The 18550-nt window shown below is 71.4% G+C and carries 18 protein-coding genes; 9 read left to right on the top strand and 9 right to left on the bottom strand.

Features of this window, described 5'->3' with window-relative positions:
- Positions 1 to 129 precede the first annotated feature (129 nt).
- The 3 genes from ACTWNK_RS34775 (at position 130) to ACTWNK_RS34765 (ending at position 2584) form a co-directional block, all read left to right on the top strand.
- Positions 130 to 624: an N-acetyltransferase family protein gene (locus tag ACTWNK_RS34775; RefSeq protein ID WP_474309152.1), complete on the top strand. Its 495-nt coding sequence runs from the start codon at positions 130 to 132 to the stop codon at positions 622 to 624.
- 316 nt (positions 625 to 940) lie between these two features.
- Positions 941 to 1588, top strand: a complete 648-nt coding sequence (locus tag ACTWNK_RS34770; protein ID WP_474309151.1) for a LysE family translocator — start codon at positions 941 to 943, stop codon at positions 1586 to 1588.
- Positions 1589 to 1690: 102 nt separating this feature from the next.
- Positions 1691 to 2584 (top strand): IS982 family transposase, encoded by an 894-nt coding sequence (locus ACTWNK_RS34765; protein WP_474309150.1) that lies wholly within the window; start codon positions 1691 to 1693, stop codon positions 2582 to 2584.
- Positions 2585 to 2738: 154 nt separating this feature from the next.
- Here the strand turns inward: ACTWNK_RS34765 and ACTWNK_RS34760 are convergent, their stop codons facing one another.
- Positions 2739 to 3287 (bottom strand): TetR/AcrR family transcriptional regulator, encoded by a 549-nt coding sequence (locus ACTWNK_RS34760; RefSeq protein WP_474309149.1) that lies wholly within the window; start codon positions 3285 to 3287, stop codon positions 2739 to 2741.
- A 230-nt stretch (positions 3288 to 3517) separates the two neighbouring features.
- Between ACTWNK_RS34760 and ACTWNK_RS34755 the strand changes: the two genes are divergently transcribed.
- Positions 3518 to 4255, top strand: a complete 738-nt coding sequence (locus tag ACTWNK_RS34755; RefSeq protein WP_474309148.1) for an SDR family NAD(P)-dependent oxidoreductase — start codon at positions 3518 to 3520, stop codon at positions 4253 to 4255.
- Positions 4256 to 4338: 83 nt separating this feature from the next.
- On the opposite strand, the gene ACTWNK_RS34750 is transcribed toward ACTWNK_RS34755, so the two are convergent.
- From ACTWNK_RS34750 to ACTWNK_RS34720, 7 genes are read right to left on the bottom strand one after another with little or no spacing between them, the layout of a single operon-like run.
- On the bottom strand, positions 4339 to 5298 hold the full coding sequence (locus ACTWNK_RS34750; protein ID WP_474309147.1) for a quinone oxidoreductase family protein: 960 nt from the start codon (positions 5296 to 5298) through the stop codon (positions 4339 to 4341).
- A 40-nt stretch (positions 5299 to 5338) separates the two neighbouring features.
- Positions 5339 to 6976 carry a serine/threonine-protein kinase gene (locus ACTWNK_RS34745; RefSeq protein ID WP_474309146.1) on the bottom strand — a complete coding sequence of 546 codons (1638 nt, stop codon included), beginning with the start codon at positions 6974 to 6976 and terminating at the stop codon, positions 5339 to 5341.
- A 58-nt stretch (positions 6977 to 7034) separates the two neighbouring features.
- The gene (locus ACTWNK_RS34740) at positions 7035 to 7676 is read right to left on the bottom strand and encodes an HAD family hydrolase (protein WP_474309145.1); all 642 of its coding nucleotides are present in this window, start codon (positions 7674 to 7676) and stop codon (positions 7035 to 7037) included.
- Positions 7666 to 8739, bottom strand: a complete 1074-nt coding sequence (locus tag ACTWNK_RS34735) for an ABC transporter ATP-binding protein (RefSeq protein WP_474309144.1) — start codon at positions 8737 to 8739, stop codon at positions 7666 to 7668. The genes ACTWNK_RS34740 and ACTWNK_RS34735 overlap by 11 nt, the downstream gene beginning before the upstream one ends.
- A complete protein-coding gene (locus ACTWNK_RS34730) occupies positions 8736 to 9629 on the bottom strand; it encodes an ABC transporter permease (protein ID WP_474309143.1) in 894 nt (297 codons plus the stop codon). The genes ACTWNK_RS34735 and ACTWNK_RS34730 overlap by 4 nt, the downstream gene beginning before the upstream one ends.
- Positions 9617 to 10459, bottom strand: a complete 843-nt coding sequence (locus ACTWNK_RS34725) for an ABC transporter permease (protein ID WP_474309142.1) — start codon at positions 10457 to 10459, stop codon at positions 9617 to 9619. Before ACTWNK_RS34725 ends, ACTWNK_RS34730 begins: the two co-directional genes overlap by 13 nt.
- A 3-nt stretch (positions 10460 to 10462) precedes the next feature.
- The gene (locus tag ACTWNK_RS34720) at positions 10463 to 11608 is read right to left on the bottom strand and encodes an ABC transporter substrate-binding protein (RefSeq protein ID WP_474309141.1); all 1146 of its coding nucleotides are present in this window, start codon (positions 11606 to 11608) and stop codon (positions 10463 to 10465) included.
- Positions 11609 to 11721: 113 nt separating this feature from the next.
- Here ACTWNK_RS34720 and ACTWNK_RS34715 point away from each other — a divergent pair, with 113 nt between their 5' ends.
- The 5 genes from ACTWNK_RS34715 (at position 11722) to ACTWNK_RS34695 (ending at position 17952) form a co-directional block, all read left to right on the top strand.
- Positions 11722 to 12468, top strand: coding sequence for a GntR family transcriptional regulator (locus ACTWNK_RS34715; protein WP_474309140.1), 747 nt, complete (start codon positions 11722 to 11724; stop codon positions 12466 to 12468).
- 90 nt (positions 12469 to 12558) lie between these two features.
- Positions 12559 to 12825, top strand: a complete 267-nt coding sequence (locus ACTWNK_RS34710; RefSeq protein WP_474309139.1) for a DUF6504 family protein — start codon at positions 12559 to 12561, stop codon at positions 12823 to 12825.
- The gene (locus tag ACTWNK_RS34705; RefSeq protein WP_474311068.1) at positions 12825 to 16421 is read left to right on the top strand and encodes a DNA polymerase III subunit alpha; all 3597 of its coding nucleotides are present in this window, start codon (positions 12825 to 12827) and stop codon (positions 16419 to 16421) included. Before ACTWNK_RS34710 ends, ACTWNK_RS34705 begins: the two co-directional genes overlap by 1 nt.
- A 61-nt stretch (positions 16422 to 16482) precedes the next feature.
- Positions 16483 to 17040 carry a TetR/AcrR family transcriptional regulator gene (locus ACTWNK_RS34700; protein ID WP_474309138.1) on the top strand — a complete coding sequence of 186 codons (558 nt, stop codon included), beginning with the start codon at positions 16483 to 16485 and terminating at the stop codon, positions 17038 to 17040.
- Between the two features lie 54 nt (positions 17041 to 17094).
- The gene (locus ACTWNK_RS34695) at positions 17095 to 17952 is read left to right on the top strand and encodes a DUF8094 domain-containing protein (RefSeq protein ID WP_474309137.1); all 858 of its coding nucleotides are present in this window, start codon (positions 17095 to 17097) and stop codon (positions 17950 to 17952) included.
- Positions 17953 to 17955: 3 nt separating this feature from the next.
- Here ACTWNK_RS34695 and ACTWNK_RS34690 read toward each other — a convergent pair whose 3' ends face one another.
- Positions 17956 to 18546 carry a DUF4328 domain-containing protein gene (locus ACTWNK_RS34690; RefSeq protein ID WP_474309136.1) on the bottom strand — a complete coding sequence of 197 codons (591 nt, stop codon included), beginning with the start codon at positions 18544 to 18546 and terminating at the stop codon, positions 17956 to 17958.
- Positions 18547 to 18550 lie beyond the last annotated feature (4 nt).

Raw genomic sequence — 18550 nt, 5'->3', positions numbered from 1 at the left:
ATCGGAGGCCCTGCTGGACCCTTGTGGCGGGTGATGTGGAGGAGTTGATCGTCGCGCTGTACGGGGAGTGAGGGGCTGATCCGGAGTAGTGGCCCTTGTGGTGGCGTTGGGTGCGGGAGGATGGGCGGTATGGTCATTCGTCCTGCCACGCCGGTGGATCTCGTCTCTGTTGCGCAGATCTATGCGCACTATGTCGAGCACACTGTGATCACCTTCGATGAGACGCCTCCCTCGGTGGACGACTGGCGGGAGCGGCTGTACGGGCTGCAGGAGAGGCGGTTGCCGTTCCTGGTCGTCGAGGTGGAGGGGGAGGTGGCCGGGTACGCCTATGCGGGTGCTTGGCGGCTCAAGCCGGCCTATCGGCATTCGGTGGAGGATTCCGTCTACCTTGCGCCGGGCTGGACGGGCAAGGGGCTGGGCAAGGCGCTGCTGGCGACGTTGCTGTCGGAGTGTGCGGCGGGCGGGGTGCGGGAGGTGATCGCGGTGATCGCCGATACGGGGGACGAGGCTTCCGGGGCGTTGCACAGGGCGTACGGGTTCGGCGAGGTGGGGCGGTTGCGAGGGGTGGGGTTCAAGCTCGGCCGGTGGGTGGACACCGTGTTGATGCAGAAGAGTCTGGTCTGAGCGGGAAGGGCTGGTCTGACCAGGAGGGTCTTGTCTGACCTGGAGAGTCTGGTCTGATCGGGTGCGCGGGGGTTCCCGGTCATGCTGGGCACCCTGCGCATCCCGGAGCGCCCGGTTTGGGAAGCGCCTAGGCGCGAAACGCGCTTGGTGTGAAAGCGCTCGGCACGTGCACGAGGTGGACGCGCTCGGCAGAAGCGCGAGGCAAAGGCGCGAGACAAATGCGCCCGGCAGACGTCCTTGGTAGACGTTCCCGGTAGACGTGCTCGGCGAAGGTGCTCGGTGCTAAATGTCTTGAGGGGGTGGCGTTGGCGCGGACATGATGTGCGTCATGGTCGAGACGTCTTCGCTTCTTGCCTTTGCGCTTGCGGTTGTGGTGATTTCGGCTTCGCCGGGGCCGGCTATGGCGTTGATTCTGCGGCGTGCCGCGCTTCGGGGGTTCTCCGGTGCGGTGCCCACTGTGCTGGGGCTCGAGGCGGGGCTGTATGTGTGGGCGTTGCTGGCCGCTGCGGGGCTCGGGGCGCTGGTGGCCGCTTCTGAGGTGGCCTTTCTCGTGCTGCGTGTGGTGGGGGCGGGGTTTCTGCTGTACCTCGGGGTGAAGGCCTGGCGGTCGGCGCGGCGGGGGAGTGCGGGGGGCGAGGAACTGGAGGAGCGGGAAGCGGCGCTGTCGTGGTGGAGGGCGTTCGGGGAGGGGGCGGTGGTGATGCTGGCCAATCCCAAGATCGCGGCATTTATGATCGCGTTCTATCCGCAGTTCGTGCCCGCCGATCGGCCGCTGTTCGCCACCACCGCCTGGCTGGCGGCGCTCCAGGTGGCGATCGAGGTCGTGCTGTACCTGGGGCTGGCGGCCGTGGTCGGACGGGCGGGCGCGTGGTTCCGGCGTCCGGCGATCCGCCGCCGCCTGGACGCGATCAGCGGCACGGTCCTGATCGCCCTGGGCGTACGGCTGGCGGTCGAGAGCCGTTAGGCGCTTAGGTGTGCAGGCAACCATCGAGAGCCCCTAGACGAGTAAGTCCTAAGTCGCTTCCATGCCAGTGCGGGAATGGCGAAGGGTGTTGAGGATCGATGTGTGACGAAAGACCTCAACACCCTTCTCACCGCACTGTACGTGGCGATCGACGACTGGCTGAAGACATCCCCGCGCTTCGGACGACCGCCGAAGCTGACCGACGCCGAGCTACTCACCCTGGCCGTGGCTCAGGTCCTGCTCGGCGTCCGCTCCCAAGCCCGCTGGCTGCGCTATGTGCCCGCTCACCTGCCCGGGGCCTTCCCGTACCTGCCCGGCCAATCCGGCTACAACAAGCGCCTGCACAAAGCCCTGCCCCTGCTCAAACATGCCATACGTGCCCTGGCCACCGACACCGACCTGTGGCACGACGACGTATGGATCGTCGACTCCACCCCGGTCGAATGCGGCCGTTCCCGCCCCACCGCGCTGCGATCCGAGCTGGCCGGCTGGGCCGGCTACGGCTACTGCCGCTCCCACGCCCGCTGGTTCTGGGGGCTGCGCCTGCACCTCGTCTGCACCCCCGCAGGACTCCCCGTCACCTGGGCGCTGGCCACCCCCGGCATCGACGAACGCCAGGTGCTCACGGCCGTCTGCGACCACGATCCCGCCCTGCTCACCGACCGGCCCGGCCTGCTGATCATCGCCGACAAGGGCTACATCTCCGCCGAACTGGACACCTACCTCGCCGACCGCGGCGTGCGGCTGCTGCGTCCCTCCCACCGCAACCGCGCACCCCGCCCAGGCGAGCATCTGCTCAAGCCGATCCGCCAGCTCATCGAATCCGTGCATCACACCCTCAAAAGCCAGCTTGACCTCGAGCTGCACGGCGCCCGCACCCCAACGGGCGTCGCGGTGCGCATAGCCCAGCGGATCCTCGCCCTGACCACCGCGATCTGGCACAACCGCGCAACCGGCCAGCCCATCACCCGATCGCTGATCGCCTACGATCACTGACCCCGACTAAGGACTTACGCGTCTAGACGCCCAGGTAGGCGGGCAACTGGTGAGAGCCCTTCGAAGCTGGGCAATCGGCACAAGCCAGCGGTTGGACAACAGTCGACACAAGCCCACAGCTGGGCAACCGGCGAAACGAAACGTCGGCGCCCCTCTAGCCTGGGGCCCGAGCCCCCTCCAGGAACAGCCGTACGATCGCATCCGTGGCGTCCTCGACCCCGAGGTTCGACAGCGGCGGCAAACTGAGCGCCCCGAGAATGAGCGCGCCCAGCAGCACGGCCAGCTGATCGGCAGGCATGTCCCCTCGGAGCACGCCGTCGGCCTGACCGCGTTCGGCGAGGGTGCGGAGCCGGTGGCCCACCTCTTCCTCCTCGGGCCAGAGTTGGGTGCGATGCGTGCTGACGACCCAGAACTCACGTCCTGTCGTCAGCAGGGCCCGGGTGAGTCTGGCGATGCCTTCGGCAGGGGGGACGCCGTCGATGCGGGCCTCGTCCAGGACTCTGATCGACTCTTCGGCGGCGAAGCGGCCGAGTTCGAGCAGGAGGTCCTCGCGGTTGGCGAAGTGGCGGTAGAGGGTGGCTCTGCCGACTCCCGCGGCGGCGGCGATGTCGGCCATTCCAGCGCGTTCGTGGGTGCGCAGGGCGGTGGCCGCGGCTCGGAGGATGGCGTCGCGGGTGCGGCTCATGGTCTCGGCTGATCTCATCGCCCATCCACTGTAGGGCCAAGCCGCCTGTCACTGGCGAGAACGAGCCCGACGTGACGAGCCCGACGTGACGAGCCTGGTGAGAACGAGGCCGGCGAGAGTGCGGATCGCCCATCCACGGTAAGCCCAGGCCGCCCCCCGCCCCCGCCCCGCCGCTCGCACCATGTTCGACGGGATACTCTGAAAGAGACACATGTGTCTCGTTATGAGACGACAAAAGGTAGGTGCGTATGGATCGCTTCGCAGGCAAGAGTGTGCTTCTGACCGGGGCCGCGACCGGCATCGGCAGGGCGACGGTGCAGCGCCTGGTCGCGGAGGGCGCGACGGTGTTCGCCGTGGACGTCAACGCCGAGGGGCTCGCCGAAGGACTCGAGGAGCTCGACGGTGTCCACACCCACGTCGCCGACGTGTCGGACGAGGAGGCGGTCAAGCGGGCCGTGGCCGAGGCCGTACGTGCGATGGGCGGCATCGACGTCCTGGTGAACGTCGCGGGCATCCACAAGACCACGCCGCTGGCCACACTGACCGTGGCCGACTTCCGCCGCCTGCTCGACGTGAACCTGATCGGCACCTTCCTGTTCGCCCGCGAGGCGATGCCGTACCTGGTGGAGCGCAAGGGAGTGGTGATCAACACGGCGTCGACGTCGGCCACGCACGCGCATCCGTACATGACTGCCTATGCGGCCAGCAAGGGTGCGGTGCTCGCGTTCTCGGTGAGTCTGGCGGCGGAGGTCGCGGCGCAGGGCGTGCGCGTGGTGGCGATCTCGCCCGGTGGGGTGGTGACGCCGCTGATGACGTCGGTCAGCTTCCCCGAAGGCGTGGACGCGAGCTTCTACGGCCGCATCATGCCGCAGGTCGGCTTCGGTGACCCCGCCGCCATCGCGGGTACCATCGCGTACGCGGCATCGGCGGACGGCGCCTACCTCACCGGCGTGGAGCTACGCGTGGACGGCGGATCTCACGTCTGACCCTGGGCGCCCGCCGAGCGTGTCGAAGAAAGCCTGTGGCGGATCCCAAGGCGCCCGCCGATCACCTCGAAGAACGCCCGAGCCTAAGGAATCAGCAGGACCTTCCCCGTCGTGCGCCGTCCGGTCAGGTCGGTGTGGGCCTGGGCCGCCTCGGTCAGTGGATAGCGGTGCGAGATCGTGATCCTGAGGTCCCCGGAGGCGATCCACCCGAACAGCTCGGCCGACCGCGCCAGCAACTCCGCGCGCTCGGCGATGTGGTCGACGAGCGAGGGCCTGGTCAGGAAGACCGAACCGGCGGCGGTGAGCGCCAGCGGGTCGATGGGCGGCACGGGACCGCCGGCTCCGCCGTACAGGGCCAGGACGCCGCGTGGGCGCAGGGAGGCGAGGCTGCCTTCCCAGGTGGTCAGGCCGACGCCGTCGTAGACGACGTCGACGCCTCTGCCGCCGGTCAGCTCGCGTACGCGCCCGGCGAAGCCCTCGTAGCGCAGGACGTCGTCGGCGCCTGCCGCGCGGGCGGTCTTCTCCTTCTCGTCGGTGGAGACGGTGGCGATCACGCGGGCGCCGTGCAGCTTGGCGAGCTGGGTCAGCAGCAGGCCCATCCCTCCGGCCCCGGCGTGCACGAGCACCTGGTCGCCTGGCTTGACCTCGTGGGTGGAGCGGACGAGGTAGTGCGCGGTGAGGCCTTGCAGGAACGCCGCCGCGGCGGTCTCGGCCGTGATGCCGTCGGGCACGGGCACCAGCCGCGCGGCGGGTACGACGATGTGCGAGGCGTAGCTGCCGAGTACGTTGGCCCAGGTCACGACCTGGCCTTCGGTGAAGTCGTCGCTGTTGGAGACGAGCACCGTGCCCGCGCCCTCCGAGCCGGGAGTGAACGGCGCCGCCACCTTGTAGACGCCGGAGCGGTGGTAGACGTCGACGTAGTTGACCCCGCTCGCGGCGACGGCGACCAGCACCTCGCCGGGTCCGGGCCGTGGGTCGGGCAGGTCGGCGGAGTGGACGAGGGCTTCAGGTCCGCCGGGCGCGGACACGACGATGGCACGCATGTTCAGCGGCAACCGGCCGCCGCCCCCGATAATTCCCGACTCAGGAAGTGGGTTTCGGGCCGCGCAGCTCGAAGTCGTCGAAGGAGGTACGGATCTTGGAGTCGCTGCCCTTGGCGATGCGGGCGAAGATCCCGATCACTCCGTTGGGCAGCGGGTTGGGGTCGTCGACGGTGAGCACGCTCCTGTCGCCGACCCACATGCGCAGCCTGACCGCGTCGTCGACCTTCTCGCACGAGACGACCAGACGTACCCTGCTGCCGGTCTTGAGCCCTTCGACCTTGACCGGCTTGGCGATCGTGCCGCCCGCCCCGCTCACCGACCTGCGGATACGCGCCTGGCCGCCGCTGTCGAGTATGAACTCGTACGCGCTGCCCGTGTCGGCGCCCCTGCAGAACAGGCCGTACTCGCCTTCGCCCTCCACCTCGCGCAGCGTGACGTCGGCGCCGATCTGCACGTGCTCGGGGATGAGCGGCGAGGGCGTCGGCGTGGGCACCGGAGTGGGCTGCTGCGCGACGTAGGGGATGGGCGCCTGGACGGCCCGCAGGTCGTTGTCGCCTTCGGCGTCGAGGGCGTAGAAGCCTTCGGCGGTGTAGCCGTAGCTGTAGTCGGAGCTGCCGGTGTCGTAGTCCTCGCCGCCCCAGCTGGTGGAGGAGGAGATGAAGTCGTCCTGGTAGAGGATCGGCAGGTCGGCGGAGGGCCCCTTGTCGCCGAGCATCGTCCAGGCGGCGGCCGCACCGCCCGCGACGACGAGCGCCGCGACCAGCCCGGCGACCAGCTTGACCCGCCCAGCCCTCGCCCCCTGCCGTACGGCGGGCACGGCCGCCGTGGGCACCCCCGTCGAGGGAAGCGCCGTCGTGAGCGCCTCCCGCACGCGGGTCGGGTCGGCCTGGCGGCCCACCATCTGGTCGAGCAGCTGCTGGGCCGTGGGACGCCGGGCCGGATCCTTGGACAGCGCGGCCACGACCAGCTCACGCAGACCGGGTTCGACGTCGTCGAGCACCGGCTCGGTGTTGAGCACCTGGTACACGATCGCGGGCAGCGCGTCCCCGCCGAAGGGCGCCTTGCCGCTGGCCGCGTAGGCGACCAGGCAGCCCCACGAGAACACGTCGCACGCGGGCGAGGCCTGCTCGCCGCGCAGCACCTCGGGCGCCATGTACCTGGGCGTGCCGACGAGCTGCCCCGTGGTGGTGACGCCGCCGAGCTCGTCCAGCGCCCTGGCGATGCCGAAGTCGATCACCCGGGGCCCGACGGGCGAGAGCAGCACGTTGGACGGCTTGAGGTCGCGGTGCACGACGCCGGCCCCGTGTATGGCGGTGAGCGCGGTCGCCACGCTCACCGCGAGCGCGTCCAGGCTCGACCCCCTGAGCGGGCCCGACTGCTGTACGGCCTGCTCAAGGCTGGGACCGGGCACGTACTCCGTCACCACGTAGAGCTGGTCGCCGTCGAGCGCGGCCTCCAGCACGGCGGCGGTGCAGAACCTGCGGACCCGGCCGGCCGCGTCGGCCTCACGGCGGAAGCGCAGTCTGAACTGTTCGTGCTGGCTGTACTCCTGGTTGATCACCTTGATGGCGACCCGCTGCCCCGAAGGGTCCTCGGCGAGGTGGACCGTGCCCATCCCGCCCTTGCCCAGCTGCCCCAGTAATCTGTAACGCCCGATCTGGGGGGAATGCGCGCTCACAGCGGGCCAGCTTACCGATGCCGGGCGTATTCGGAAGGGGCAGCGCCCGGCCGGAACCTCACCGGGGCACGGCGTCGAGCCCGAGCAGCCCGATCGCCTCGCCCAGCCCGCCCAGCCGCAGCCCACCGGGCGGAAGCGGCGCGCCCGACACCACGAGCACCGTCATCCCGGCCCCGTGCGCGGCGGCGATCCCGGCCGGGCTGTCCTCGACCGCCACACACGCCCGGGGCGAGACCCCGAGCGCACGCGCCGCCGCCAGATACGGATCGGGGTACGGCTTGCCCCGCGCGCCGTCCTCGGCCGCGACGACGAGGTCGAAGGCGTGCCCGCCGAGCCAGGGCAGCACCAGGTCGACGACACGCCGGGGCGAGGCGCTGACCAGCGCGGTGGGCACCCCGGCCAGAGTGAGCGCCTCCAGCAGGTCGAACGCGCCGGGCAGCACCGTGACCCCTCCGGCGACACGCGAGACGAACGCCTCGGCCAGCCCCGCCCCGACCCAGGGCCCGGCATCGGGGGCACGGCGCAGCAGGTACGCGGCGGTGTCCTCGACCGAGCGGCCGACGACGTCGGGGGCGTCGGCCGGGCCGAGCGGCAGACCGAGCGATCCGGCGACCTCGGCGACGGCCTCCCACCACAACCCTTCGGTGTCGACCAGCGTTCCGTCCATGTCGAAGAGCACCGCCCGGGCCTCAGATCGCACCGGCCCGCGCTTCCCGCACCGGCGACGCGGCGGCGCGTGCCGCCACCAGGACGGGCCGCTCCACCAGGCGCACCGTGGCCTTGGCGCCGGGCGCGAGCCGTACGGCCTCGTGCCCGGCGACGTCGGCCAGGATCTCGGCGCCGTCGACGGCCAGCCGTACCCGCGCGGACGCGCCTCGGAAGGAGACGGTCAGCACGTCGGCGCGGCCTTCGGCGTCCGGCTCGACCAGTACGGCCTCCGGCCTGACCAGGACGTCGACGTCGTCGCCAGGCGCGGCGCCGGCCAGCGGCAGGAGCTGGCCGAGCACCGTCACGTGATCGCCCGAGACCCGGCCTGGCAGGTGGTTCATCGTCCCGACGAACTCGGCGACGAAGGGCGTGGCCGGTCTGTCGTAGACCTCGGCGGGCGTGCCGCACTGCTCCAGACGGCCGTCGCGCAGCACGGCGACCCGGTCGGCGACCGAGAGCGCCTCCTCCTGGTCGTGCGTCACGAAGATCGTGGTGATGCCCAGGTCGAGCTGGAGCCTGCGGATCTCCTCGCGCAGCGTGACGCGTACCTTGGCGTCGAGCGCCGACAGCGGCTCGTCCAGCAGCAGCACGCGGGGTTCGAGGGCGAGCGCCCTGGCCAGGGCGACGCGTTGCTGCTGCCCGCCGGACAGCTGGTGCGGGTAGCGCTCGCCGTGCGCGGGCAGGCCGACCAGGTCGAGCAGTTCGGCGGCCTTGGCCCGGCGCGCGGCGACAGGCACCTTGCGCACGCGCAGCCCGAACGCCACGTTGTCGCGGGCGTTGAGGTTGGGGAAGAGCGAGTAGGACTGGAAGACCATGCCCGCGTCGCGCTTGTTGGCGGGGACGCGCGTGACGTCCCTGCCGTCGATCAGCACCGCGCCCTCGTCCGGCTGCTCGAACCCGGCCACGCACCGCAGCGCCGTCGTCTTGCCGCACCCCGAAGGCCCGAGCAGCGCGACGAACTCACCCGGCTCGACGACCAGATCGAATCCGTCGAGCGCGGTGGTCCTGCCGAAGACCCGGCGCAGCCCGCTGAACTCCACACGCGCTGACGTCATCGCTTCTTCCTTCCTGAGGCGGTAGATCTTCGTGAGGCGGTGGATCTTCCCGAGGCCGTGGACACGAGGAGCAGGAGCAGCCACGTCAGCAGCAGGCTCAGTACGGAGACCGCGACCGACAACCGCCCGTCCGCTCCCGAGACGGTGACGATCCAGACCGCGAACGGCTGGTAGCCGAGCAGCCTGGCCACGGTGAACTCGCCCAGCACGAGCGCCAGCGCCAGGAACGAGGCACTGGCCAGCGCCGAGCGCAGATTGGGCACGACGACACGCAACATGACGTGCGGCCAGGAGGCGCCCAGGTTGCGCGCGGCCTCGACCAGCGTGCGCACGTCCATCGTGGCCAGCCCCGCGTCCAGCGAGCGGTAGACGAACGGCAGCACGAGCACCACGTAGGCGAGGACCAGCACGAACGGGAAGGCGGGGTCCTGGATGGCGATGAGCGTCGCCCAGAACGGCGTGGCCGCCAGGTAGTCGGGCCCGGCCCGCAACACCGTGCTGATCCCGGCGACGAAGGTGATCGGCGGCACCACCAGCGGCAGCGTGCAGATCACCTCCATGACCGGCTTCAACCGAGGCGCGCTCAGCCGTACGGCGAGCATCGCGGGCAGGGTCAGCAGCAGCGCGAGCACGATGGTGGCCACGGCCAGCGACAACGACAGCAGCAGGCTGGCGGCGAACCCGTCGGCGGTCAGGATGCGGCCGTAGGCGGCCAGGGTGAAGCCCTTGCCCGGGTCCTCGACGGTGAACCACGCCGAGGCGCCGAGCGGCACGAGGAAGTACAGCGCGGCCAGCGCCAGGACGACGAGACGCCACGGCCTGCGGCCCGCCTGACGCGGCGCGGGCGCGGATTCGGAGCCGGGGACGAGCACCGGGGTCACCGCAGCCATCGCGTGCTCCTCTTCTGCAGCGGGAGGTAGAGCGCCATGACCAGCCCGGCGACGACGACCATGTCGAGGCTGAGCGCCAGTGCGACGTTCTCGTAGCCGATCAGCACGTCGCCCGTCAGCGCGTTGGCGATCTTCAAGGTGACCAGCGGCACAACGGTCCCGACCATCGCCTGCGCGGTGGCGTAGGCGGCGAACGCCGAGCCGAACAGCAGCACCACACCGCCGAGCAGCGCGGGTGCGAGCACCGGCAGGCCCACGTGCCGCCAGTACTGCCATGCGGTGGCGCCGCTTCCCGCCGCCGCCTCACGCCACTGCGGGCGCAGGCCGTCGAAGGCGGGCACCATGACCAGCACCATGAGCGGCGCCGAGAAGTACAGATAGGTGATCGCCAGGCCCCAGAAGCTGTAGAGGCTGCCCGAAGGCAGGCCGAGCAGCGCGCTGAGGATGCCGGAGTTGCCGAGCGTGGCGATCCACACGAACGCCAGCGGCACGCCGCCGAAGTTGGCCAGCACGCCGGAGGCGGTCAGCACGCTTTCGCGCAGCAGCGCCGAGCGCGAGGTGACGACGGCATAGGCGAGGAAGGAGCCGAGCACGGCGCCGGAGAACGCCACGACGGCCGACAGCTGAATGCTGCCGATCATGGCATTGAGGTAGCCGCCCTGCAGGCTCATCCGGAGGTTGGCCAGGCTCGGCTCGCCCTCGGCGGTGAAGGCTCCGGCGACCATCGCGGCGGCGGGCACGCCGAAGGCGAAGGCGACGAAGGCGAGCAGCGGCAGCGCGCCGAGCCAGCCCTTGGAGCGGGCCCGGCGCGATGTGAGGGTGGATGTCATGCCTCAGCCGGAGATCGCGGTGTCCCAGCCGGTGGCCAGTGCCGCCTTGGCCTTGTCCACCTGCTCGGGCGTCGGGAACGTCGGCTCGCCCTCGACCTTGGGCAGCTTGTCCTGCAGCGCCTGGTCCGCGGTGCCGTCGGCGATCATCGCGGGCAGCAGCGCGGGACGTGCGAAGCCCTTGAGGTAGAGGTTCTGGCCCTCGGGGCTGTAGAGGAACTCCTGCCACAGCCTGGCCGCCGCGGGGTGCGGGGCGTCCTTGTTGATCGCCTGGGCGTACATCTGGAAGTACTGGCCGTCGCTGGGGATGGCGACCTGCCAGTCCAGGCCCTTCTCGGCCATCTTGGGGGCGTAGGCGGCGTTGTTGTAGTCCCAGTCGATGCTGATCTGGGTCTCGCCCTTCTCGATGGTCGCCGGGGTGGTCTCGACCGGGTTGAAGTTGCCCGCGTCCTTGAGCTTCTTGAAGAAGTCGAGGCCGGGCGCGATGTCGTCGAAGGAGCCGCCGCTCGCCAGGGAGGCGGCGTAGACACCGGCGAAGGCCGAGCCGGATTTGGTGGGGTTGCCGTTGAGCGCGACCTTGCCCTTGTACTCGGGCTTGAGCAGGTCGGCGAAGCTCTGCGGACAGGCGGCGATGGCCTTGGCGTCGCAGCCGATGGAGACGTAGCCGCCGTAGTCGTTGACGTAGAGGCCGGTGGCCTCCTTCTGGGCGGCGGGGATCTTGTCCCAGGTCTGCACCTTGTAGGGGGCGAACAGACCCTCCTTGGCGCCGCTGATGGCGAAGGACTGGCCGAGGTCGAGCACGTCGGGGGCGCGGTCCTGGCCCTTGCGCGTCTTGACCGCGTTGATCTCGTCGGCGCTGGCCGCGTCGGGGTCCTCGCTCTCGATCGCGATGCCGTACTTCTCGCCGAAGACCTTGATGATCTCGCCGTAGTTGGCCCAGTCGGGCGGCAGGGCGATCACATGGAGTTTGCCCTCCTTCTTCGCGGCTTCGACGAGCTTGTCGAAACCGCCGAAGTCGGCGGCGGAGGTGGCGGTCTTCGCGTTGACGCCGCCCTCCGTCGCCTGCTCCTTCGAGGGCGCGGCTCCGCAGGCCGCCGTGACTACGGTGAGAGTTGCTACGACAGCTGCGACTCGGGCGCGGGGTGCGAACACGGCGCCTCCTCCACTCTTGGGGCTGTGCACTGAATGTAAGAAACTTGTTCAAACAAGGCCAGTCCCAGTAAGTCCCATAAGGATTGCTGTTTCGTGAACGGGGAAGGTCGAGGATGGTTGCCCGCTATGAATGCATTGCCGCTGAGCTGCGCGAGGCCATCCTGACCGGTGTGCACGCGGTGGGCGCACAGCTGCCCACCGAGGCCGACCTGGCTGCGCGCTACGGCGCTGCCAGGGGCACGGTGCGTCAGGCGGTGGCGCTGCTCGCGGCCGAAGGGCTCATCGGCTCGCGTCAGGGTGCGCGCAGGATCGTGCTCGGCCAGGAGCGTTCGCAGAGCTTCGCCGAACTGCACAGCTTCGCCCAGTGGGCGGCCTCCAAGGGCTACCGGGTGGGCGGCCAGGTGGTGCGGCAGCGGCGCAGGCGGGCCAGCGCGGCCGAGTCGGCGAAACTGGCCGTCGACGAGGTGCTCGACGTGCTGCGGCTGCGCTCGCTCGACGGCGAGCCCGTGCTGCTGGAGCGCACGGTGTACGGCGGCTGGATCGCCCCGGCCGTCGAGGCCCTGCCGCCCGACTGCGAGTCGATCACCCAGGCCCTGAACGACGCGGTCGGCCTGGTCTTCGCCTACGGCGAGCACCTCATCGACGCCGTCGCCGCGGGCTCGCTCGACTCCCGCCTGCTCGGAGTACGGCGAGGCAGCCCGCTGCTGCGTCAGCGACGGGTCACCACCACGCGTGAGGGCAGGCCCGTGGAGTGGTCGGACGACAGGTACCGGGCGGGCAGCGTGGCCTTCAGCATCCGCAACTCGATCGGCGCCAACCCGCTGATCCGGCAGGAGGGCGACTTGCGCTTCGGGCCGTGAGAACATATGTTCGACACATTGATGCGCCCGTCTTCCCCCGGGTGGCTCACGAGAGAGCAGTCCTGAGCCCGCGGGGAGAAGAGAAAAGTCTTGAGCAGACTCTATGGCGATCCGATAGAGGTGTGGACCCGTGAGGGCAGGCCCGTCCAGTTCGTCTGGCGCGACCGGCTCTACCTGGTCAGGCAGATCCTCGACCACTGGGTGGTCGCCCGCGAATGGTGGAAGACCTCCGAGACCGATCCCGGTGAGCGCTGGTTCTGGCGCGTCGAGGCCGGTCCCGGCAGGGAGAAGGGCGCCTACGAGCTGCGCTACGACACCGCGAGCGGCGGCTGGCTGCTGCTGAGGGCGTGGGACTGATGGCGGCCTTCACCCATCTGCACGTCGCCTCCGCCTACTCCCTGCGCTACGGCACCGCCTTCCCGAAGGCACTGGCGGCCAGGGCGGCGGCGCACGGCATGGACATCCTCGCCCTCACCGACCGCGACGGCCTCTACGGCGCGGTCAAGCACGCCCAGGCCTGCGCGGACGCGGGCATCGCGCCCGTCTACGGCGTCGACCTGGCCCTGGCCACGCCCTCGGGCGGCACACGGCCTCCGGAGGGGGCGCGGCCGCGCACCGGGTCCGAGGCGGAGGACCGGATCACCGTGCTGGCCCGCTCCCGCGGCTGGGCCGCGCTCTCGCGCCTGGTGACGGCCGCGCACGCCGCGGGCGAGCGCGGCAGCCCCGAGGTGACCCACGCGCTGGTGGCCGCACCGGCGGCGGGCGAGGGGAGCGGCGGCGGCAGGTTCGGCGCGGCCGACGGCCTGGTCGTGCTGCTCGGCCCGCGTTCCGACGTCGGCAGGGCGGTGGCCGCACGGCGCGACGACCGGGCCAGGGCGCTGCTGCGCGTCTGGCAGGCGGCGGTGCCCTGCGTCGTGGTCGAGCTGGTCGACCAGCACGGCTACCGCGACGCCACCACGGCCACGCGCATGCTGGCCCTGGCCGAGGCGTCGGGCGTGCCCGCCGTGCTCAGCAACGCCGTGCGCTACCTCGACCCGGCCGACCACCAGGTGGGCGACGTGCTCGACGCGGCGCGCCAGCTCGTCCCGCTGCACCCCAGGCACCTGGAACGCGCCACCTCGCACGCCTACTTCAAGAGCGGCGAGGAGATGGCCAGGGTGGCGGCCAGGATCTGCGGCGGCGACCCCGAACGCGTGAACAGGCTGCTGCGCACCACGCGCGAGCTGGCCGAGGCGTGCGCGGCCGACCCGCTCGACCTGCTCGCACTGCGGCACGGCGACCCCGCCCGGCTGAACCTGCCGGAGATCGGCGGCGACCCCGTGCCGATGCTGCGCGTGCGCTGCGAGGACGGCCTGGCCGGGCGTGGCCTGACCCGCTCACGCCAGGCCCGCGACCGGCTCGCCGCCGAGCTGGAGATCATCGAGCGCAAGCGGCTGTCCGGCTACTTCGTGGCCGTCGCGGGGATCACCGACATGATCAGGAAGATGGACGTCCGCTGTGCGATCCGGGGCTCGGGCGCCGGGAGCCTGGTCAACTACCTGCTGCGGATCGGCGAGGTGAACCCGCTGGAGCACGGCCTGCTGATGGAGCGCTTCCTGTCCGAGGGCCGCATCGGCCTGCCCGACATCGACCTCGACGTGGAGTCGGCCCGCCGCCTCGACTGCTACCAGGCGATCTTCACCAGGTACGGCGAGCGCCGCGTCGCCTGCGTGTCGATGATGGAGACCTACCGGGCGCGCAGTGCCATCCGCGACGTCGGGGCCGCGATGGGGCTGCCGCCGTACGAGATCGACGTGATCGCCAAGGCGTTCCCGCACATCAGGGCGCGGCAGATCCGGGCCTCCCTGGAGGACCTGCCCGAGCTTCGTGACAGCGGTCTCGGCGACGGGGCGCTCGACCGGGTGTTCAGGCTGGCCGAGAAGCTCGACGGGCTGCCCAGGCACATCGCGCTGCACCCGTGCGGCGTGCTGGTCGGCGACTCGGCGCTGCGCGACCGCACGCCGGTCGAACGCAGCATGCTGGAGTTCCCGATGTCGCAGTTCGACAAGGACGACGTCGAGGAGGCCGGGCTGCTCAAGCTCGACGTGCTCGGCGTGCGGATGCAGTCGGCGATGGCCTACACGCTGAAGGAGATCAAGCGGGTCGACGACCTCGACGTGGTCCTGGACGAGGTGCCGCACGACGACGTCGCGACCTACGACATGATCTGCGCGAGCCGTACTCTCGGGTGCTTCCAGATCGAGTCGCCGGGGCAGCGGGAGCTGGTGGCCAAGCTGGAGCCGCGTACGATGCACGACCTGATCGTGGACATCTCGCTGTTTCGGCCGGGGCCGGTCAACTCCGACATGGTCACGCCCTATCTGCAGGCCAGGCACGGGTGGCGGCAGCCGGTGTACCCGCACGAGCGGCTGCGCCCGGCGCTGACCGAGACGCAGGGCATCGTGGTCTTCCACGAGCAGGTGCTGAGGATGATCTCCGTGATGACCGGCGAGAGCCTGTCGGAGGCCGAGCGGATGCGCCGCACGCTGGGCACGGCCGAGGGGCGCGAGCGGGTCAGGGCGGCGTTCACGCCGCTGGCGCTCGCCCACGGGTTCGACGAGGCGACCGTGGAGCGGGCCTGGCAGGTGCTCGACGCGTTCGGCGCGTTCGGCTTCTGCAAGGCGCACGCGGCGGCGTTCGCCCTGCCCACCTACCAGTCGGCCTGGCTCAAGCGCCATCACGCCGCCGCCTTCTTCGCCGGTGTGCTCACCCACGAGCCCGGGATGTACCCGCAACGGGTGATCGTGGAGGAGGCCAGGCAGTGCGGGGTGGCGATCCTGCCGCTGGACGTGAACCGCTCGGGACGGCAGTGGCAGGTCGAACGCGTGGGACCGGGCGGGCACGGCGAGCCTCGGGCACGGCGGGGCAGGCCGTCCGGCGAGTTCAGGGCGGAGGAGCTGGGCAGGGGCTACGGGCTGCGGGTGCCGTTCTCGGCGATCAAGGGGGTGACCGAGGCCGAGGTCGACAGGCTGGTCGCGGGCCGCCCCTACGTCTCGCTGGCCGATCTCTGGGACCGGGCCAGGCCCTCACGGCCGACGATGGAGCGCATCGTCCAGGTGGGCGGGCTCGACGACCTGCACGCGCTGTCGCCGGGCGGTCCGCGCTGGCGGCCCGGCGAGCTGACCAGGCGCGACCTCATCGCCAGGACGGGGGCGCTGGAGCGAGCCTCGTCGGCGGGTCTCACGCGCCCCTCCAGGGCCAGGAAGGGCTATGCGGCGCCCCCCGCGCCCGCCGCGCGCCAGGAGGCCGTGCAGCTGCCGCTGGGCTTCACCGAGCACGTCGAGGCGGGCGAACTGCCCGAGATGACGGCGAGCGAGATGGTCGAGGCCGAGCTGGAGATCCTCGGCATCGACGTCAGCAAGCACGTGATCAGCTTCCACGACGAGCTGCTCGACGCGATCGGCGTGGTGCGATCGGCGGATCTGCTGCGTCAGCGCAACGGCGCCGAGGTCCTGGTGGCGGGGGTGAAGGTGGCCACCCAGACCCCGGCCGTGCGCAGCGGCCAGCGGGTCATCTTCACCACGCTCGACGACTCGACGGGGCCGGTGGACCTGACCTTCTTCGAGTCGGTGCAGGGCCGGTGCGCGGCCACGGTGTTCGGCTCGTGGCTGCTGGTCGCCAGGGGAGTGGTCAGGCGCACCGGGCCCAGGGCGCTGTCGATGCGGGCGCTCGACTGCTGGAACCTGGCCGACCTCGACGCCGTCTGGCGCAGGGAGGGGCTCGGCGCCGTCGAGGCGTTGCTGGCCCCGCCGGTGCGCTCGGGCGGCGGCGTGGGCGGCAGGCGGATCGAGTACGCCAACGGCTATCTGCTCTCGCCCTACGCCGACATCGGTCCCGCGCCCGGCGTGGTCGACCCGCCGCGCAGGCTCTGGCACGCCAGTCAGGGCAGCTCGGGCCCCACCCAGGCCGCATGAGCGCTGGTAGGCTATCCGGAGCATTGCTCCGATAGCGACCGGGGCGGGTGGGGAGGCGGCGATGGCCGAGGTGATGCGCGCCGACGCGCGGCGCAACTACGACCTGCTGCTCGACGCCGCGCGCCAGGCCTTCGCCGAGCACGGCACCGACGCCTCCCTGCGTGACGTCGCCAGGCGTGCGGGCGTCGGCATCGGCACGCTGTACCGGCACTTCCCGACCAGGGAGGCGCTGCTCGAAACGCTGATGAGCAGCGGCTTCGACCGGCTCAAGGCCAGGGCGGAGGACCTGCTGCGGGCGCCGGACCCGCTGGCGGCGCTGGTGGAGTGGCTGCAGGAGTTCGCCGTGGGATCGGGCGCCTACAAGGGCCTGCCCGAATCGGTGCTCGCGGCGCTGCGCGACGAGGGCTCGGACCTGCACGACTCCTGCCATGCCATGCGCGCGGCCGGAGGCGCCCTGCTGGCGAGGGCGCAGGCGTCCGGGCAGGTCAGGGCCGATCTCACCGGCAGCGAGCTGCTGGCCATGGCCGCGGGCGTGGCCTGGGCGGGCGAGCGGCTGCCCGGCGAGAACGCGGTGGCCAGGCTGCTCGCCGTCGCCGTCGAGGGGCTGGCCCGCCGCTGACCCCGGCGGCGGGCATAGGTGATCTCGGGCCCGCCGTACAGCACACTGTCCATCATGCGGGTGCGTTTGATGGTGGTGTGCGCCGTTGTCGGGGTGTGCGTCGGATTGGCCGGGTGTACGGCGGAGCGCGAGGGCGCCACGCCTTCGGGGCTCGTACGCCAGGACCAGCCGGCGATCACTCCAGCCGGTGCGCTGCAGGTGCTCAGGGGGACCGAGCGGCGCACGGCGGCGGCGCTCAGGGTGTACAAGGCGCTGCAGCGGCTGCTGCCGGGCGCCGGGCCCGAGTTCGACGAGCGGTTCGCGATCCCGAGGACGAGCGGCTATCCACGCTGGTTCGCCGCCGGGGCCGTCGGCGAGGGCATGACGGGCGATGTGGGGATCTTCGTCCAGGACGCGAAGGGCACGCCGTGGCGGCTGGCCCAGTGGAGCGCGCAGAGCGAGCCGATGCCCGCGCTCGCCCTCGACCCGGAGGGCTACGCGGCCGAGGCCGGTACGGCGCGCGCACCGTCCAGGCACGCCGACTACCTGACCGGCGAAGCGGGCGACGACCTGGCCCCGGACAAGGCGTCGGGCAGGCTGCGCGAGGCGCTGGGCGACGTGCGGGACCTGCTGCGCCGCTCCCGCTGGACGGCCAAGGAGCGAAGCGACGAGCAGCAGGGCCACGCGCTGCGCACGGCCGACGGCGGCGTGGTGTCGTGGTACGTCGTCAAGCACGAACTGGCCGCGGTCAACACCGGCCACGCCTTCGCCCTCACGCTCAACGACGAGGCCCGCGCGCTGCTCGGCAGGCAGGAGGCCGCGCGCAGCCTCACCTGGCGCGCCTCGTGGCAGGGATCGGCGCACGAGAAGGACGGCACGCTCACCCTGCTGGGCCTGACGCTGCCCGGCTGGACCTCGATCGAGGCGGGCTGAGCCCTACTGGACGGCGGGGATCGCCCGGCCCGCCGGCTGGCGGCGGCGGGCGGGCGCGGTCTGGATACGGGTGATCTCCCTGACCGTCAGCCCGCAGAGCAGCGCCGAGATCGACACCGCGGCCAGTTCGGCGCCGCCGAGCCCGGTCAGCCCTTCGGAGGCGCCCGACAGCCTGATCACCAGCAGCGCCAGCGTGGCCAGCCAGCTCAGCCACCAGGCCGCGACCAGCGCCAGCCAGCGCCCGCGCCGGTCGAAGGGCGGCTTGGCCCCCAGCCAGGTCTCGTCGACCAGTACGGCGGGCGCGAGCAGGTTGTAGAAGGGCGCGAGCCACGCCGTCAGCACCGAGCCGCTCTGCCTGTTGACCTGCCTGGCCCTGCTCAGCCACGACAGGTAGGCGTAGGCGGCGGCGGCCGTCGTCGCGATGAGCGCCATGACCAGCACGGCGAACACCGTCACCGCACCGACGACCGCGGCGGCTCCGGGTGAACGGGGATCGCCGCCGAGCGCGGCGATCTCGGTGGCCAGCCTGCGGCCCCTGGCCTCCTCGAACACGACGAGGGCGGCAAAGGAAAGGACCTGGGCGGCGAGCGTCACGTGG

The sequence above is a fragment of the Nonomuraea sp. IBHARD001 genome (genome assembly GCF_056106265.1).
This window is presented reverse-complemented; position numbering and strand designations above follow the sequence as displayed.

What these genes read in the sequence shown, in the direction of transcription:
- ACTWNK_RS34715 (WP_474309140.1), top strand. Translation starts at nt 11,722, where the DNA reads ATGGTTGCCCGCTATGAATGCATTGCCGCTGAGCTGCGCGAGGCCATC.
- ACTWNK_RS34735 (WP_474309144.1), bottom strand. Translation starts at nt 8,739, where the DNA reads ATGACGTCAGCGCGTGTGGAGTTCAGCGGGCTGCGCCGGGTCTTCGGC.
- ACTWNK_RS34705 (WP_474311068.1), top strand. Translation starts at nt 12,825, where the DNA reads ATGGCGGCCTTCACCCATCTGCACGTCGCCTCCGCCTACTCCCTGCGC.
- ACTWNK_RS34760 (WP_474309149.1), bottom strand. Translation starts at nt 3,287, where the DNA reads ATGAGATCAGCCGAGACCATGAGCCGCACCCGCGACGCCATCCTCCGA.
- ACTWNK_RS34695 (WP_474309137.1), top strand. Translation starts at nt 17,095, where the DNA reads ATGCGGGTGCGTTTGATGGTGGTGTGCGCCGTTGTCGGGGTGTGCGTC.
- ACTWNK_RS34770 (WP_474309151.1), top strand. Translation starts at nt 941, where the DNA reads ATGATGTGCGTCATGGTCGAGACGTCTTCGCTTCTTGCCTTTGCGCTT.
- ACTWNK_RS34730 (WP_474309143.1), bottom strand. Translation starts at nt 9,629, where the DNA reads ATGGCTGCGGTGACCCCGGTGCTCGTCCCCGGCTCCGAATCCGCGCCC.
- ACTWNK_RS34725 (WP_474309142.1), bottom strand. Translation starts at nt 10,459, where the DNA reads ATGACATCCACCCTCACATCGCGCCGGGCCCGCTCCAAGGGCTGGCTC.
- ACTWNK_RS34700 (WP_474309138.1), top strand. Translation starts at nt 16,483, where the DNA reads ATGGCCGAGGTGATGCGCGCCGACGCGCGGCGCAACTACGACCTGCTG.
- ACTWNK_RS34755 (WP_474309148.1), top strand. Translation starts at nt 3,518, where the DNA reads ATGGATCGCTTCGCAGGCAAGAGTGTGCTTCTGACCGGGGCCGCGACC.
- ACTWNK_RS34750 (WP_474309147.1), bottom strand. Translation starts at nt 5,298, where the DNA reads ATGCGTGCCATCGTCGTGTCCGCGCCCGGCGGACCTGAAGCCCTCGTC.
- ACTWNK_RS34775 (WP_474309152.1), top strand. Translation starts at nt 130, where the DNA reads ATGGTCATTCGTCCTGCCACGCCGGTGGATCTCGTCTCTGTTGCGCAG.